Genomic DNA, 15,995 nt, shown 5'->3' on the forward strand with positions numbered 1-15,995 from the left:
ATGTATAATAATAAAAAATTTCTAGCAATTATTCCAGCCAGAAGTGGTTCTAATGGACTGAAAGATAAAAATATAAGAGAGTTAAATGGAAAGCCTATGATTGCTTACAGTATTGAAGCAGCAAAAAATAGCAATATTTTTGATGATATTATGGTATCAACTGATTCACATAAATATGCAGACATATCTATAAAGTACGGTGCCTCGGTTCCCTCCTTAAGACCCGAATATTTATCAACAGATACAGCAACTACAAATGATGTTATAGATTATACAATAAATATACTTAAAGAAATTGGAAAAGAGTATGATTACTTTATGTTATTACAACCAACATCGCCTCTTAGAACGTCTAAAGATATAGTAGATGCTATTAAATTGCTATTTGAAAAAGAAGCCAACTCAATTGTAAGTGTTTGCGAAGCCGAACATTCACCATTATATATGAATGAATTGGATGAATCGCTATCTATAGATGGCTTCTTGATCAAAGATACTAAGACTATAAGACAAGAACTGCCTAAGTATTATAGATTGAATGGGGCGATTTATATTTGCAATACCGACTATTTTTTAAAGTATAAAGATTTTTACAGAGAAAAGAGCTATGCATACATAATGGACAAAAAAAGCTCAATTGATATAGATGATGAGATTGACTTTATTATTGCAGATAATTTAATGAAAATATAAAAGCAAATTATGCAAATTCACGTAAAGTATTATTTGTTTGTTGCTTTGTGTTAGTATGGGCTTTTAAGTTTTTGCAATGGAGGTGGAAACAATGGATAATATTCTATTGGTATTTCTGAATAATTTAAAAGACATAGAAGGATTTAATAAAATCATTGACGAGTTTGATAAAAGAGATTATAAGATGTATCTTTACGATAACATAAAAGAGACAGATTTTGATTTTAGCGAACTACCAGATATCATTGAGTTTTATAAAAACCAACATATGAATGTCAATAAGATAGTTGTCTTATCTAACTTAAGAGATTTAATATTCGCTTGGTATAGGTGTTATAATTCATTGATAGATGATTTTATTTATTTTATTGATGAAGAAGAAAGTAATTATTTTGATTTTGAGGATAAGCATTATAATTTTTATTTTAATTTATGGAATTTTAAAAATATTGAAAATGAAACTATTAATGGCAAGATATATATAAATAATATTGCTAATAAAAAGATTGATCTTAATTTTTGTTCAAAGTTTGAGGACTTTGATTTCATTAATAAATTGAACAAAAAGCCTATAAGAAAAACTTATGTATATAGAAAGTATCAGTACACATTTGACTATAAAAATACCTATGTGAGAGATGAAAATATATGTTTTAGTGATAGTTTAGGTAGAATAGTAATGTTTAAAGGACAATCGCAATATGATGTTCTACGGGTTTTGATAGATTATATGGCTGAAGCCTTTGAAAGCATGGGTTATAATGTTGATATAATTGACTTATTAAATCCTAATTTTGCTGAAGAGATTAATAGAAAGATTATACATAATAAATGCGATTTCGTTTTCTCTAATAATTGTATAGCTATAGATTTAAAGATTAACAATGAAAATCTATATGATAAACTAGGAATACCATTTATTGGAGTTTTGGGAGATCATCCTGTAAATCAGTTATCACGTATTATAAATTCTCCTAAGAAAGCACTTTTTGTATGTATAGATAAAGAGAATGTTCAATATATGAATAAATATTTTCCACACAAAAATGCTATTTTTGCCTCTTATCATGCTTATAAAACTAAAAATTATATTGAAAAAAAGTATAATGATAGAGAAATAGATGTTTTATTTTCTGGAAGCTTAATTAATCCTAGTCAAATAAAAGATTCGTGGAATGATTTTGGTAAGGAAATAAGAGAAATATTAAATCAGACAGTAGATATGGCTTTAAAGAATAATGACACAATAGAGAAGAACTTAAACGAGATATTAAAGAGCCACTTTATAGGAAACATAACAATTGAAGAAAGGGCTACTTTACATTCTCTTGTTGAACGTTATATAAGAATGTATAAAAGATATAATTTAGTAAAAGAAATAGGAAAAACAAACTTGAAAGTAGTTTGTTTTGGAAATTCTGAGGAATATGAAAAACTAAATGTAAACAAGAAATTACAAATACATCCTAATTGTACATTTCAAGAATTGTTAGATTTGATGAATAATAGCAAGATTGTATTGAATATGACAGGTCATTTACACGAAGGAGTTACTGAAAGAATTCTTTCAAGTATGATAAATGGTGCTGCAGTAGTCACTGAAAGTAATAATTATATTAGACAAAATTTTAATGATGGAGAGGATATTATATTGTATAGTTGTAATCAACTAGATAGTGTTGCAGGTAAGATTAATTATTTTTTAAAGAATCAACATGTTTTGGAGTGTATAGCTAAGAGAGGACAAGACAAGGCAAAGAAGAGGTTTGACTTTAAAATTATGTTAACTAAAACTATTGAAGCTATTAATAATACTTATTAGGGAATGATGACAATGATTAATGTAACGAAAACATATCTACCCAATTTAGATAAATATAAAGAGTATGTGGAAAGTATTTTTCAATCTGGGCAAATAACTAATAACAGTCAATTTGTTCAGGAACTTGAAAAAAGACTGAGAACATATTTAGGTGTGAAGAACATTGTTCTTGTTTCTAATGGAACTTTAGCATTACACTTAGCATACAAATTACTTAATTTAAAAGGAGAAGTGATTACTACCCCTTTCTCTTTTGTGGCGACTGCTAGTAGTATAGTGTGGGAAGGATTGCAGCCAGTTTTTTCAGATATTAATAGTAAAACTTTTAATATTGATTGTAATAAGATTATGGAAAGAATAAATAAAAAAACATCTTCTATTGTCCCAGTGCATGTTTTTGGCAATGGATGCGATGTAGAAGAGATTTCCAGAATATCAAATGAATACAATCTAAAAGTCATATATGATGCATCACATGCTTTTGGAGTAAAATATAATGGGAAAAGCATATTAAATTATGGAGATATTTCTACTTTGAGTTTTCATGCTACTAAAATCTTCCATACTATTGAAGGTGGAGCTTTAATTATCAATGACGATAAATTATATGAGAAAGCAAAAGCAATGATTAATTTTGGTATAGATGAAACTAAAGAAATCAAATACTTAGGTACAAATGGAAAAATGAATGAATTTCAAGCTGCTATGGGACTTTGTGTGCTGGATGATATTAATATAATATTAAGCAAAAGAAAAAAAGTATACGACAATTATTATAATATACTAAGCAATAACAATAAAATTATTCTACAAAGCTATAATGATAATTGCAGTCATAACTACAGCTATTTTCCTGTTGTATTTGAGGATGAAGAAAACCTCTGTAATTGTTTAAAAGATCTAAATAACAATGACATTTATCCTAGAAGATATTTTTATCCTTCATTAGATAACTTGGGTTATGTAAATAGTGAAAAAATGCATGTATCAAACGAGGTAGCAAAAAAGATACTTTGCTTACCATTGTCTGATTCTTTAAAATATAATGAACAATTGCAAATAATAGAAATAGTTAACAACAATGTATGATAACGAAGGAGGTGTTTTAATGAACAGTAAGTTTAAAAAAATAGGTAAGAATGTAAAAATATATGATACTTCTAAGCTAATTTATCCAGAAAATATTGAAATAGGGAACAATGTAATAATTGATGACTTCGTATTAATAATTGCTAAAAAAAGAGTGGTTATTGGAAACAATGTTCATATAGCTAGCTATGTGACTATAACAGGAAATGATGAATTTATCATAGAGGATTTTTCTGGTATTTCGTCAGGCGTAAAAATATTTACAAGTAGTGACGACTATATGGGGGCATATTTAAATAATCCTACTGTATTAAACGAATTTAAAAATGTATTTACTGCATCTATTAATATAAAAAAATATGCATTAGTCGGAGCTAATACTGTTGTATTGCCAGGTAGTATTATTGAAGAGGGAACATCGATAGGTGCAAACAGTTTGGTTAATAGTAAAACAGAACCGTATCATTTATATGCTGGTTGTCCTATAAAAAAGCTGAAAGCTAGAGATAAAAATACAATCTTGAAATTAGCTGAAGAATATAGAAAAAAATATTGGTAAGTAAGTGTTTTATCTTTATTATGGAAAGAGAGCGTGAGTATAATAGCTAATAGATAAAAATTGGAATAGATAAACAATATAAGAAATAAGTTAACGTTGAACATAGTATAAACGAAATTAAATGGAGGTTAATTGAAATTGAAAGGAATAATCCTAGCAGGCGGTTCTGGTTCAAGACTCTACCCCATAACAAAAGGAATTAGTAAGCAATTACTACCGATTTACGATAAACCAATGATATACTATCCTTTATCAGTACTTATGTTATCGAATATCAAAGAAGTCCTTATTATTTCAAACCCAGAATATATAGATTTTTATAAAAATTTACTTGGAGATGGTTCTAATCTTGGGATGAGATTTGAATACAAAATCCAAGAAAAGCCCAAAGGACTTGCAGATGCTTTTATAGTCGGAGAAGAATTCATAGGTGAGGATAGTGTATGCCTGATACTAGGAGATAACATATTTTATGGACAAGGCTTTGTACCCAGACTTGCAAATGCATCTAAAGTTAAAGACGATGCAGTAATATTTGGTTATTACGTGCCTGACCCTAGAGAATTTGGAGTAGTTGAATTTGATAATAATAACAATGTACTATCAATAGAAGAAAAGCCAAACAGACCTAAATCTCACTATGCAGTTCCAGGACTTTATTATTATGACAATAGTGTGGTAGAAAGAGCTAAAAATCTTAAACCTTCTGCACGTGGGGAATTAGAAATTACAGACTTAAATAGGACATACCTTAACGAAGGAAAACTTAGAGTTGAATTATTAGGAAGAGGATTTGCTTGGTTAGATACTGGTACTTATGACGGTCTCGCTAATGCATGTAATTTTGTTAAAACAATGCAGGAAAGAACAGGTCTTTATATTAGTTGTTTAGAGGAAATTGCCTATAGAAACAAATGGATATCTAGAGAAGAGCTAGTGTCTTTAGGAAAAGAATATGAAAAAACTGAATATGGTAAATATTTATTAAGCATTGCAGGAGAATTGGAAATCTATTAAGTTTTTTGGAGGAGTATGCTATGCACATTTTAGTTACGGGTGGAGCAGGGTTCATAGGGTCAAACTTTATAAAACACATGCTTTCAAAATATGATTATAATATTATTAATTTAGATAAGTTAACATATGCAGGCAATTTAAAGAACCTTGAAGATATTGCTGAAGATGAAAGATATCAATTTATCAAGGGTGATATATGTGACAAGGTATTACTTGAAGAAATATTTGAGAACTATGATATAAATGTAGTGATTAATTTTGCAGCAGAATCTCATGTAGATAGAAGTATAGAAGAACCAGAGGTTTTTCTTAAAACTAATGTTTTAGGAACACAAGTATTACTTGATACTGCAAAAAACTATTGGAAAATAGAGCCTTGTAATAAGTATTCCAGAGACTACAGAGAAGGAGTTAAATACATACAAGTATCTACCGATGAAGTATATGGATCATTAGGTAGAGAGGGATATTTTACTGAGGAAAATAACATAGTTCCTAATAGCCCCTATTCAGCATCAAAAGCTTCAGCAGATATGCTGGTAAGAGCGTATCATGAAACCTATGGGCTTCCTGTAAATATTACTCGCTGCTCTAATAATTATGGACCTTATCAGTTCCCTGAAAAATTAATACCACTTATGATTAATAATGCGTTAAAAGCTAAACCTCTTCCTGTGTATGGAGACGGAAAACAAGTAAGAGATTGGCTTCATGTAAAAGACCATTGCATAGCTATTGAGACAGTTTTACATAAAGGTAAGCTAGGAGAAGTTTATAATATAGGTGGAAATAATGAAAAAGAAAATATTGAAATAGTGAAACTCATATTAAAATATCTCGATAGAAGTGAAGAGTTAATAACCTATGTGACAGATAGATTAGGCCATGACAGAAGATATGCTATAGATAACTCTAAGATAACAAAAGAATTACACTGGAGTCCTTCTTATACATTCAAAGAAGGTATTGCTATGACCATTCAGTGGTATTTAGACAATCAAGAGTGGATGGAGGATATTGTTTCGGGAGACTACATGAAATATTATACAGACATGTATTTCAATAGAATAAACAGCATTACACTTGGTGAAACTGCAGTTACTAGTACGAATAACTAAGTGACTGCACTTTGACTTAATTTTGAAAGGAGTGGATAACATGGATATAGCAGCAATGTCAACTATGGTTAGCCAGTCAAACGTACAGCATCAGGCTAGCCTTTCGGTATTAAAGCTGTCAATGGACGCATCTAAGGCACAAGCAGTAGATTTAACTAAGATGCTTCAAACATCAACTAAAGCAATGGAAATGTCTGTATCTCCACATGTAGGAGGTAATGTTGACATCAAATTATAAAGACTCTTTTGAGTCTTTATAATTTTTATGCAATGTGTCGAAATCTACATGTAAAGCAATATTTTAGTACTGTTTTTCAATTAAAACTGTAGGACAAAAAATTTTGAGAATCTATCTTTAGGTAAACTGAGAAATCTCTTGGATGTATACTATTTATCCAAGAGATTTTTTCATCCAAGTATAAATTACTAGAACATTTAACAAAGAAGAGCTATAAAGAGTAATTGAATGTGTTGGAATGACAAGTGAGACCAGAGCACTATTTTGCCTATAATGACACGAAATAGGACTTTAGTGTAGGAAAATTATGATAAAATATCCCTAGACAATACAATTATGGGATGTGGAGTAAAACAGTTTGAATAAGGAGGAAATGCCATAATTATATATTAAATCATCATTTGAAAATAAACAGAAGTATTAAAGCGTGTAATATGTTTTATGAAAAGCACTAAAGGGGAGTGTTATTATTTTGAAGAAAGAAGAGGTTTTTTTTAGACAGTTTTTAGTTCCTATACATATGATTCAAGAGGGAATGATTGTAGATGAGGAGGTTCGTAATAAATATGGAAGTGTTGTCTTAGCTAAAGGATATAGAATTAAAGATTCTACCACAGCTAATAGAGCTCAAAAGATACTTGGCGAAAATGATATTAATACTTTAGGAATAAAAATCGAAGAGTCAATAAGCAGTACTCAGCTACAAGAAATACTAGATTCTCAAGAAGAAATCATTGAAGATATTGATAGTGAACCTGTAAAAGAAGAGGAAAACAATAAGGATATAACAGATGATATTTTTGAGACAGGCTATGTAGAAGACAAAGATTTTTTTAGAAAAGATCTTCTTAAATCTAAAAAGAATATAGAAAAGATATTTGATAAGATAGATAAGGATATTTATGATGAAATTAATGAATTGAAATGCGAGATTGAAAAAACTATGAAAATCTTTAATGCTACTACTGGAATTTTTCAGGTAATAGAAAAAATGAAAAAGGAAGACAAGTCTCTATACATGCATTGCTATAGTATGGCTATTGTAAGCTATATGATTGGGAAATGGCTTAAGCTAGAAAAAGAAAGAAATAAGGAATTGTTTATATTGACTATGGTTGCTGATATAGGATTATTAAAAGTGCCGGCTGATATAAGATTTAATCATTGCAACTTATCGGAAGATAGTCAAAGCGAGTATAATAAACATATAATACATAGTGTCACAATATTAAAAAACTCTGACTTCATAGATGCGGAAGGTGAAAAAGTAATATTTCGTCACCATGAAAACTTTAATAAAACAGGATTTCCTCTAAGAATAGAGGTACCTAAAATACCATTGTTCTCAAGAATTATATATATTTCTCACCTATATACTCATTATACTTTACATGAAGGCGAAAACCCACTAAAGGCCGTAAATAGAATAAAGGAAGAACATTTTAATGAAGTTGATTTAGATATATTATATATTTTTGAAAAGAGAATATATGACTATTTTATTGGACAAAAAATAAAGCTTTCCTCGAAGGAAGGAAGTATAGGAGAAATTATAATGATAGATCTAGTAAATCCAAGTATTTTAATTAGAACAACAGATGGTCAAATTACTAATGTTTCTTTAAAAAGTGTGTATAGAAATTCAGTAGAGTTCTTATAAATAATATAATTATTTTAAAGCAGATAAGAATTGAAAATATTAAATATTTTCATCATTTATTACTCATAGGAAAGCACCTTATATTGCATAAAACATACAATTTAAGGTGCTTTCCTAATGCTTTTATTAAGTCTATCTCATTAATGAGTTAGTACTTGTTATTATAGCCGCATGATTTCAATTTTTCTATTTATTTTGTTTATCAATCTAAAGTATACTCTTATTCTTGTCGATATTAGAAGTAGAAATATAAAGGGAGGAGTTATGGTGCGAGTTGAAGGGGTTACATCATCTCAATTAGTATATGGCTCACAGCGTCTTACAGGGGAAGATAAACCAGTTAAAGTAGTTAGCAAAAATAGAACTGTAAATGTGCCATCACATATTGGGAACGAGAGCTTTAATAAAAGAGTTAGTGAGGAAGAATTGATTCATGCTATAGAATCAGCAAATAAGAGTGTAAATGTCTATGATAGAAAGCTTGAGTTTTCTATCCATGATAAAACCAAAGAGATAATGGTAAAGGTTATAGATACAAACACAGATGAAGTAATAAGAGAAATCCCACCAGAAAAAATACTTGATATGGTTGCAAAGCTATGGGAAATGGCAGGGATAATAGTTGATAAGAAGATTTAAACTAAGGAGGCGATATTGTGAGTACAATAAGATTAACTGGTTTGTCTGGAATAGACACAGAACAAATGATAAAGGATCTTATGAAGGCAGAAAGAACAAGAGTAGATAAAGTAGAACAGGATAAACAGCGCTTACAATGGAGACAGCAGTTGTATAACTCAATTAACAAAGATTTCGCAAATTTTATATTAAATACTAAGAAAGAATTTGGATTAACAGGTACATCATATACAGGTAATATGTACAGTAAATCTTTGAGTAGTTTAACCTGGGTAAAGAAAGCTATCTCATCGAACGAGAGTGTAGCCAAAGTAAGCACGACTTCAGGTGCTATCAATGGAAGTTACGAGGTTAAAGTACATAGACTAGCTGATGGTGTAAAGGCTGCTAGTGGAGCAAATGTGGATACTGATTTAAATAATATATTAGCAGGATTAAACGATGGTGATACTTTTGAGTTTAAAATTAATGAAAAGACAATTACTATTGATAAAACCGATAATATGAGTTCAATAGTCAAGAAGATTAACTCATCAGATGCGGGGGTACAGGCATCTTATGATTCTAGTATAGGTAGACTTTTCATGCAAACAAACACCACTGGTGAAAATGCGGTACTTAATATAAGTGCTGTATCTGGATCTAAAGGAGAATCATTTATTAATGCTTTACAGCTCAATGTTACCTCATATTCATCAGATGGAACAAAGTTAACTAAAAATCTTTCAATAGGGACAGAATATAATGGTGTTGATGCACTAGTAGATTTTGCTGGCGCAACAGGCATAAAACAACCAACTAACCAATTTACCATAAATGGCATTAGCTTTGATATAAAAGCTGAAGGCACTACAACTATAAAAGTAGACACAGATACTGATGGAGTGTATGATAAGATAAAAGGCTTTGTTGATCAGTATAATGAGATAGTAGAAAAAATGGGTAGGCTTGTTGGTGAAAAGCAATACAGAGATTTTTCTCCATTAACTAAAGAACAAAAAGAGGCCATGAGTGAAAAAGAAATAGAATTATGGGAAGAAAAAGCAAAGAGTGGACTTTTAAGAAATGATTCTATAATATCTAGCACTATGCAGAAGGTTAGAAGCTCATTATATGCTTCAGTTGAAGGAATAGAAGATGATTCGATTAATGCACTTTATAAAATTGGTATATCTACTGAAAAATGGGCAGCAGGATCTGTAGGTGGAAAGCTAGAAATAGATGAAGAGAAGCTTAAAAAAGCTATATCAGAAAATGTAGATGGAGTTTTAGAATTGTTATTTAAAGAAGCAGGGCCAATTACACAAACGGATGCTGATGGCAATACAACAACTGTTCAAGGAACAGGTGGCGTTATAACTAGGATGTATGGCTTGATGATAGATGGAATGAAAGAAGTAATAAATAAGGCCGGTACAGGCGATGAATCAAGCTTATTTAAAAGCGTTAGTCGCAATATGCTGATAGAATTTGTTACTGTTCACGGTAGTATAAGTTTACTAGATGAAGATGTAAGTGACCTAAATAGTAGAATAGATGCGTTAAATGCAGATTTAATTAGAACAGAAGATAGATATTATCAGAAATTTGCTACTATGGAGAAACTTGTGCAGCAGATGAATAATCAAAGTTCTTGGATAGCACAGCAGTTGGGTGGTATGTAAGATTAATTTGAAAGGGTGAGGATATAGTAATGACTTATAATAATATGTATCAACAATATCAGCAGAATTCAATCATGACAGCATCACCTGAAGAATTGACTTTAATGCTTTATAATGGAGCTATAAAGTTTATCAATTTAGGAAAGCATCACATAGAGAATAAAGAAGTAGAAAAAGCTAATAATTCTATAAAGAGAGCGCAGGATATAATAATAGAGTTAAATAATACACTAGATATGAACTATGAAGTATCTCATAATCTCGGAAATATTTATAACTTTATTTTAGAAAAGTTGGTAGATGCTAATATAAAAAAAGACATTCAGCTTTTAGATGAAGCACTACTCTTAATAGAAGAAATAAGAGACACATGGAAAGAAGCTATGAAAAAAGCTAGAAAGATAAAATATGGAGCTCTATAAGCTAGGAGTAGATAACATGGTGGAAAGCAGTATACGCGAAATGATTTCATTAACAGATAAAAAACTTAAAGAATTGAAAGGCTTTTTAAACCTTAAGCTAAAGCAGAAAGAAGCAATTGAAAAAGAGAATATGGAAGACATTGAATCTACTTTAAATACTTTTCAAAGCAAAATCAATGCAATAGACGAAATAGATTCAACTTATTTACTCAAACTTAATGAGCTAAAAGTTAATCTAGGCATAGATTCTATAAGTCAGATAAACAGTACAGAGTACCCTTGCATTGATAGCCTAATTATCAGAATAGATGAAATAAATGCTACACTAAAAGCCATAAATGTAATTGATGATGAAAATAATCTATTAATGAAGGAAAAGCTTGAAGGGACAAAAGAAAAGCTTAAAAATCTTAGGCAAGGTCAAAAGATGAATAAGAGCTACAATGCTATTTCGTATGGAACAATGTTTATTGATCAGAAAAACTAATTGCTTTAATATTAAAAAATAGAATAATGTTAGACTGAATAAATAGTTATACATTATAAGAACTCCTTGGACAGATATATCTGTTCAAGGAGTTTTTTTATTAGAAGATTTGGACGTAAGACTTTAGAACTATTTAGGGTTTATTAAGTAAAATTCCGACCTCAGTAATAGTAAAAATATGCTATTATATCCATATGGCAAATATAAGAAAAAATGTAAAGGAGAATTGGGATATGGGATACCAGAGATGGGAAAAAAACGAAGTAGAATATTTATTAAAAAACTATACTACAACAAGTCTAAATGATATGGCAAAGACCCTTAATAGAACTAGAGATTCTATATTTAAGAAAGCAAAGAGATTAGGATTAACAAATAAAGTAGCGTGTTGGTCATTAGAAGACATTGAGTTGTTAAGTGAAAAGTGGGGGATACTGACGACAGATTATATTGCAACACTGTTAAATAGAACAGAATTATCTGTTAAAAAAAAGGCTCTAGAATTAGGCTTGGGACCTTCTCGAATAGGAAATGGAGAGTATTTGACTACAGGTGATATTGGATATTTGTTAAACAAAGATCCTAATTTAATATACAGATGGGTAAGGGATGGTTACATAAAAGGTAAAAGATTTGGTGAAAAGGGAATTTTTAGAGTAAAACCAAAAGATTTTGTAGTATTTTTAAAATCACATCCTAACAAATGGAATAGTAATGATGCTAGAATTGATCTAATTAAAGGCTATTTACACGATTCTTTCGAATTGCCTAAATGGTTCCTGGCTAAATTAGAGAAGGATAGAGCAGTATGGAACTATGGGGATGTAGATTGTGTGAAGACTAATTAATCTTTTTTACAAGTTTCATGTAACAATGATCTAAAAGCAATAGAGCAGTCAATAACTTCTCATGTTGTAAAAAATATAGTAAATTATAAGGACTCTGTAATGGAGTCTTTTTTTATGTTACCAGCAACATAATATTTGTAAAATTATGTAGAAAAATGTTGAAATATAAAGAAAATTAAGATAACATGTATATAATTATATTTACAAAATTATTGCGCTGAGGTGAAGAATTGTATAGTGAAAAAATTAGTCGGTGGCAAAGTAAAGTTATACTACAGAGAGTATTTGATAGTAATTATAGTTGTTTGGGTTAGTTTAACAGTGTTCTTATCATATTTTTCATATGCCAGGATTGCAGAAAACATTAAAGAACAGCTAGGTAATAAAGCAATGCTGTTAGCAAAAGATATAGCACAAAGGTTTGTTTTAAAAGAAGAAGACATCAAAAGACTGCTTGAATTAGATTTTAACCAAGTGTTAAAGGATCCTATAAATATGGAGTTTGAGAATGATGTAAGAGCAGTAATCAAAGACTCTGATATTAAATATGTTTATCTTGAAGCTCCTTTATTAGATTCAAAAGAAAAATATACTGTTGAGCATGGTGAAGAAGAGACATACAATGCAAAAGCAGGAACTCCTTTACAGAGCATATACTTATTAGATGCAGTGATAAGCGATGAGGTGCGAATGAAGGACACTGGTGGCCGATGGTATGTAGACAAAGATAGGTATAACGTAATGGACGAAGAGTTTTTAAATGCGTATAAAAGTAAAAAACCATCTTGTCATGTTGTTAAAGATAGATGGGGTGATTATATAACTGGATATGCACCTTTTTATGATGAAAAGGGAAATTATGTAGGGCTAATAGGTGTAGATATATTTATGTCAAAGTATAATACAGTTTTAGACGAATACCTAATATGGATATTTAGTTTTATCATTATTAATTTAATTATTGGAACAGTAGCAATACATCTTGGATTTAAAGCGAAAAGTGCAGAAAAATATGCTAAAGAAAAAGAATTACTTTCGAATATTGATGATCTGACGTTGATACTTAATCGACGAAAGTTTCGTGAGATATTTGAAGAAGAATGGGAAAAAGGCATTGAACGTAATCAAGAGCTTTCGTTACTTTTAATAGACTTAGACTATTTTAAAGAGTATAATGACAATTACGGACATCTTAAAGGAGACGAACTTTTAACCAAAATAGCTTTATTACTAAAAAGTGAAGCAGAAAAATACGGAGGGTCTGTAGCTCGCTATGGTGGTGATGAATTTATAGTGTTGTTTCCTAGTATAGGTATAGAACAATCGAAAAAAATAGCAAATAATATTATAGAAGCACTGCACAACCTTAAAATAGAGCACGAGTATTCACCAATTAGCAATTATCAAACTTTAAGCATTGGCTTAGCTAGTATAATCCCCAAAAAGAAAGCAGATCCACAGGCCTTATTTGGTGATGCAGATAATGCTTTATACCAAGCAAAGCGTTATGGCCGTAATAAAGTTTGTGTATGGGAAAATAAGTCTTATTAACTTACAAGGGAGAGATTTGTGTGGAGAATAGCACAGATGTAAAAATAGGCAAGAAATATAAGCATTTTAAAGGTAAAGATTATCTTGTACTAAACCTAGCAAAACATTCTGAGACGCTAGAAGATTTAGTAGTATATCAAGCACTTTATGGAGAATATGGGATATGGGTAAGACCACTCTCTATGTTCCTAGAAAAGGTTGAAGTTGAGGGGAAATTAGTTAACAGATTTGAACTTATGGAATAGGGCTTATCAGTTAGATGATTTTCTGTAACTATAAATACAAAAAAGACCTAAGGACGGATAATTTCAAATCTAAGAAAAAATCCGTCCTTTTAATAATAGATACTAAGGTAGGTGTACCAACCAGCTAACGTTTTTGGTGGAACATCATTGAACAATTTATCACTCTTTCTAATTATCTTTTACCTTTATAATCCTTTCTTATATTTTTACGTCTAATTGTAATTTTTAAATTTGTTAAACACTTATAATCTTCAAACTATTTATTAAAATCTTAGCTTAACATTAAATCCTTATATTGCATCCTTCAATTAACTAAACTTACACTAATAAAAAAATAAACAACTTACTCATAATCTTTGGTCGGTATAGAGCTACCTTGTTCTATTAATTAAATTATACAGCAAAAAATTCTATTTGTAAACACTATTTTCAGAATATTAAAAAAATAACAATGAAAATATAAACCTCCTTTCTACTATATGGGGTTCTATTTATTCATCAGAAAAATTAATCGGATAAATATTCAAAATAGAAGCTAATATCTCTGTTTTTTGTTGCATATACTTATACTATATGTGCTGAATTATAAGTATTTTAATATCAATATATAGTATCTTAATATTTATTATCCACAATAAAAAGAATAACTATAATCGTTAAAAAATTGATAAAATTACAAACAATATCTCAAAACTTGTAGAAATGACAGTTTTCCACTGTGTACACACGTGTTTTTCCACACTATAGCATGTACAAATTAACAGTTTTCCACAGACTTATACACATTATCCACAAAACACACTATATTATATCCACATAATAATAACATCAATGCTGTGGATAAACAAGTAATTTATTATGCATATAAGTGCATAAATATCATATTTTTTATTGTTTTAAATAGTATGTAATTGTAAAATGGTGTTACATTATATTAATTTAATGTAGAAACATTAACTTAATATGCAGTAAGACATTAACCAGTATCTAATAATGGTGCATCTTGAAGACAGGTATTTTATTAATGTAAATTTATTATAGGATAAATTTCAGATATTTTGTTGAATGCGGAAATCATTAAAGTAAAGTAAAAAATATGAAAAATAAAATTAATGTTAATTAAGACATGTTGTGGGTATCATATATATAAATAAAGAATAAATAATTTCAAAATATATTGATGAAAATTTTACAAAATATTTCGAAAGTTTGAAGGAGATAAAGAAAATTTGTTGAAATATATAATAAAAATAAATACTAATGATACTTAATATCTTTATCTTTTTTTCAAATATTTATACTGAAAGGAGTTGGAGTATATGAAATTTACTATTAGCGGAAAAAATATGGAGGTAACAGACGCTCTAAAGGATGTAACAGAAAAGAAATTAAGTAAGTTAGATAAATACTTTGTTGAGAATGTACCAGTAGATGCAACATTAAGTGTTGAGAAAAATAGACAGATTATTGAGGTCACAATTCCTTTTTCAGGAGCTATTTTAAGAGCAGAAGAAGCAACTGAAGATATGTATAATTCAATTGATAATGTAGTGGATGTATTAGAAAGACAGATTAGAAAACACAAAACAAAGCTTCAAAAAAGAAATAAGGGTCTAGAGACAATTAGATTTGAAAACATTCAAGCACTTCCTCCAGCAGATCAAGATAAGGAGCCAAGTATAGTAAAAACAAAGAAATTTGCATTAAAGCCTATGGACGAAGAGGAAGCAGTACTTCAAATGGAGCTACTAAGACATAGCTTCTTTGTATTTAGAAATGCTGATACTGATGAAGTGAATGTAGTTTATAAAAGAAAAGATGGAAATTATGGCTTAATAGAGCCTCAATTCTAAAAAATAGATATAAAAGCGGTAGAGAAAAAATCTCTACCGCTTTTTGCTGCGACTAAAAAAAGGGATTTATAATAAAATATAGAACTTAGA

16 protein-coding genes are annotated in these 15,995 nt (G+C 29.5%); all 16 read left to right on the plus strand.

What is annotated here, in order from left to right; translation table 11 throughout:
* Positions 1 to 693, plus strand: coding sequence for an acylneuraminate cytidylyltransferase family protein (locus tag HNR33_RS17025; RefSeq protein ID WP_429085516.1), 693 nt, complete (start codon positions 1 to 3; stop codon positions 691 to 693).
* Positions 694 to 784: 91 nt separating this feature from the next.
* Positions 785 to 2,515: a glycosyltransferase gene (locus tag HNR33_RS17030; protein ID WP_429085519.1), complete on the plus strand. Its 1,731-nt coding sequence runs from the start codon at positions 785 to 787 to the stop codon at positions 2,513 to 2,515.
* Positions 2,516 to 2,527: 12 nt separating this feature from the next.
* Positions 2,528 to 3,604 carry a DegT/DnrJ/EryC1/StrS family aminotransferase gene (locus HNR33_RS17035; protein ID WP_429085521.1) on the plus strand — a complete coding sequence of 359 codons (1,077 nt, stop codon included), beginning with the start codon at positions 2,528 to 2,530 and terminating at the stop codon, positions 3,602 to 3,604.
* Positions 3,605 to 3,623: 19 nt separating this feature from the next.
* Entirely contained in the window at positions 3,624 to 4,163 is a 540-nt protein-coding gene (locus tag HNR33_RS17040) for an acyltransferase (RefSeq protein WP_429085524.1), read from the plus strand.
* Positions 4,164 to 4,301: 138 nt separating this feature from the next.
* The gene (gene rfbA / locus HNR33_RS17045) at positions 4,302 to 5,180 is read left to right on the plus strand and encodes a glucose-1-phosphate thymidylyltransferase RfbA (protein ID WP_429085527.1); all 879 of its coding nucleotides are present in this window, start codon (positions 4,302 to 4,304) and stop codon (positions 5,178 to 5,180) included.
* 20 nt (positions 5,181 to 5,200) lie between these two features.
* On the plus strand, positions 5,201 to 6,298 hold the full coding sequence (gene rfbB / locus HNR33_RS17050; protein ID WP_429085530.1) for a dTDP-glucose 4,6-dehydratase: 1,098 nt from the start codon (positions 5,201 to 5,203) through the stop codon (positions 6,296 to 6,298).
* A 40-nt stretch (positions 6,299 to 6,338) separates the two neighbouring features.
* On the plus strand, positions 6,339 to 6,536 hold the full coding sequence (locus tag HNR33_RS17055; RefSeq protein WP_429085532.1) for a YjfB family protein: 198 nt from the start codon (positions 6,339 to 6,341) through the stop codon (positions 6,534 to 6,536).
* A gap of 472 nt (positions 6,537 to 7,008) precedes the next feature.
* On the plus strand, positions 7,009 to 8,196 hold the full coding sequence (locus tag HNR33_RS17060) for an HD-GYP domain-containing protein (protein WP_429085535.1): 1,188 nt from the start codon (positions 7,009 to 7,011) through the stop codon (positions 8,194 to 8,196).
* Between the two features lie 264 nt (positions 8,197 to 8,460).
* Complete coding sequence (locus HNR33_RS17065) at positions 8,461 to 8,835, plus strand: flagellar protein FlaG (RefSeq protein ID WP_429085537.1); 375 nt, start codon at positions 8,461 to 8,463, stop codon at positions 8,833 to 8,835.
* A 17-nt stretch (positions 8,836 to 8,852) separates the two neighbouring features.
* Positions 8,853 to 10,499 carry a flagellar filament capping protein FliD gene (gene fliD / locus HNR33_RS17070; protein ID WP_429085539.1) on the plus strand — a complete coding sequence of 549 codons (1,647 nt, stop codon included), beginning with the start codon at positions 8,853 to 8,855 and terminating at the stop codon, positions 10,497 to 10,499.
* A gap of 29 nt (positions 10,500 to 10,528) precedes the next feature.
* Positions 10,529 to 10,921 carry a flagellar export chaperone FliS gene (gene fliS, locus HNR33_RS17075; protein WP_429085542.1) on the plus strand — a complete coding sequence of 131 codons (393 nt, stop codon included), beginning with the start codon at positions 10,529 to 10,531 and terminating at the stop codon, positions 10,919 to 10,921.
* On the plus strand, positions 10,908 to 11,408 hold the full coding sequence (gene flgN, locus HNR33_RS17080; protein ID WP_429085544.1) for a flagellar export chaperone FlgN: 501 nt from the start codon (positions 10,908 to 10,910) through the stop codon (positions 11,406 to 11,408). The genes fliS and flgN overlap by 14 nt, the downstream gene beginning before the upstream one ends.
* Before the next feature lie 194 nt (positions 11,409 to 11,602).
* The gene (locus tag HNR33_RS17085) at positions 11,603 to 12,256 is read left to right on the plus strand and encodes a hypothetical protein (protein ID WP_429085547.1); all 654 of its coding nucleotides are present in this window, start codon (positions 11,603 to 11,605) and stop codon (positions 12,254 to 12,256) included.
* 237 nt (positions 12,257 to 12,493) lie between these two features.
* Positions 12,494 to 13,807, plus strand: coding sequence for a GGDEF domain-containing protein (locus HNR33_RS17090; RefSeq protein WP_429085550.1), 1,314 nt, complete (start codon positions 12,494 to 12,496; stop codon positions 13,805 to 13,807).
* Positions 13,808 to 13,827: 20 nt separating this feature from the next.
* Positions 13,828 to 14,052 carry a DUF1653 domain-containing protein gene (locus HNR33_RS17095; protein ID WP_429085553.1) on the plus strand — a complete coding sequence of 75 codons (225 nt, stop codon included), beginning with the start codon at positions 13,828 to 13,830 and terminating at the stop codon, positions 14,050 to 14,052.
* Positions 14,053 to 15,371: 1,319 nt separating this feature from the next.
* Positions 15,372 to 15,905 carry a ribosome hibernation-promoting factor, HPF/YfiA family gene (gene hpf, locus HNR33_RS17100; protein ID WP_429085556.1) on the plus strand — a complete coding sequence of 178 codons (534 nt, stop codon included), beginning with the start codon at positions 15,372 to 15,374 and terminating at the stop codon, positions 15,903 to 15,905.
* Positions 15,906 to 15,995: the final 90 nt, after the last annotated feature.

The sequence above is a fragment of the Brassicibacter mesophilus genome, assembly GCF_050433385.1.
Taxonomy (GTDB): domain Bacteria; phylum Bacillota; class Clostridia; order Tissierellales; family Proteiniboraceae; genus Brassicibacter; species Brassicibacter mesophilus.

Coding starts and splice junctions, on each gene's coding strand:
- HNR33_RS17025 (WP_429085516.1), top strand. CDS start 1: ATGTATAATAATAAAAAATTTCTAGCAATTATTCCAGCCAGAAGTGGT.
- HNR33_RS17030 (WP_429085519.1), top strand. CDS start 785: ATGGATAATATTCTATTGGTATTTCTGAATAATTTAAAAGACATAGAA.
- HNR33_RS17035 (WP_429085521.1), top strand. CDS start 2,528: ATGATTAATGTAACGAAAACATATCTACCCAATTTAGATAAATATAAA.
- HNR33_RS17040 (WP_429085524.1), top strand. CDS start 3,624: ATGAACAGTAAGTTTAAAAAAATAGGTAAGAATGTAAAAATATATGAT.
- rfbB (WP_429085530.1), top strand. CDS start 5,201: ATGCACATTTTAGTTACGGGTGGAGCAGGGTTCATAGGGTCAAACTTT.
- HNR33_RS17055 (WP_429085532.1), top strand. CDS start 6,339: ATGGATATAGCAGCAATGTCAACTATGGTTAGCCAGTCAAACGTACAG.
- HNR33_RS17065 (WP_429085537.1), top strand. CDS start 8,461: ATGGTGCGAGTTGAAGGGGTTACATCATCTCAATTAGTATATGGCTCA.
- fliS (WP_429085542.1), top strand. CDS start 10,529: ATGACTTATAATAATATGTATCAACAATATCAGCAGAATTCAATCATG.
- flgN (WP_429085544.1), top strand. CDS start 10,908: ATGGAGCTCTATAAGCTAGGAGTAGATAACATGGTGGAAAGCAGTATA.
- HNR33_RS17085 (WP_429085547.1), top strand. CDS start 11,603: ATGGCAAATATAAGAAAAAATGTAAAGGAGAATTGGGATATGGGATAC.
- hpf (WP_429085556.1), top strand. CDS start 15,372: ATGAAATTTACTATTAGCGGAAAAAATATGGAGGTAACAGACGCTCTA.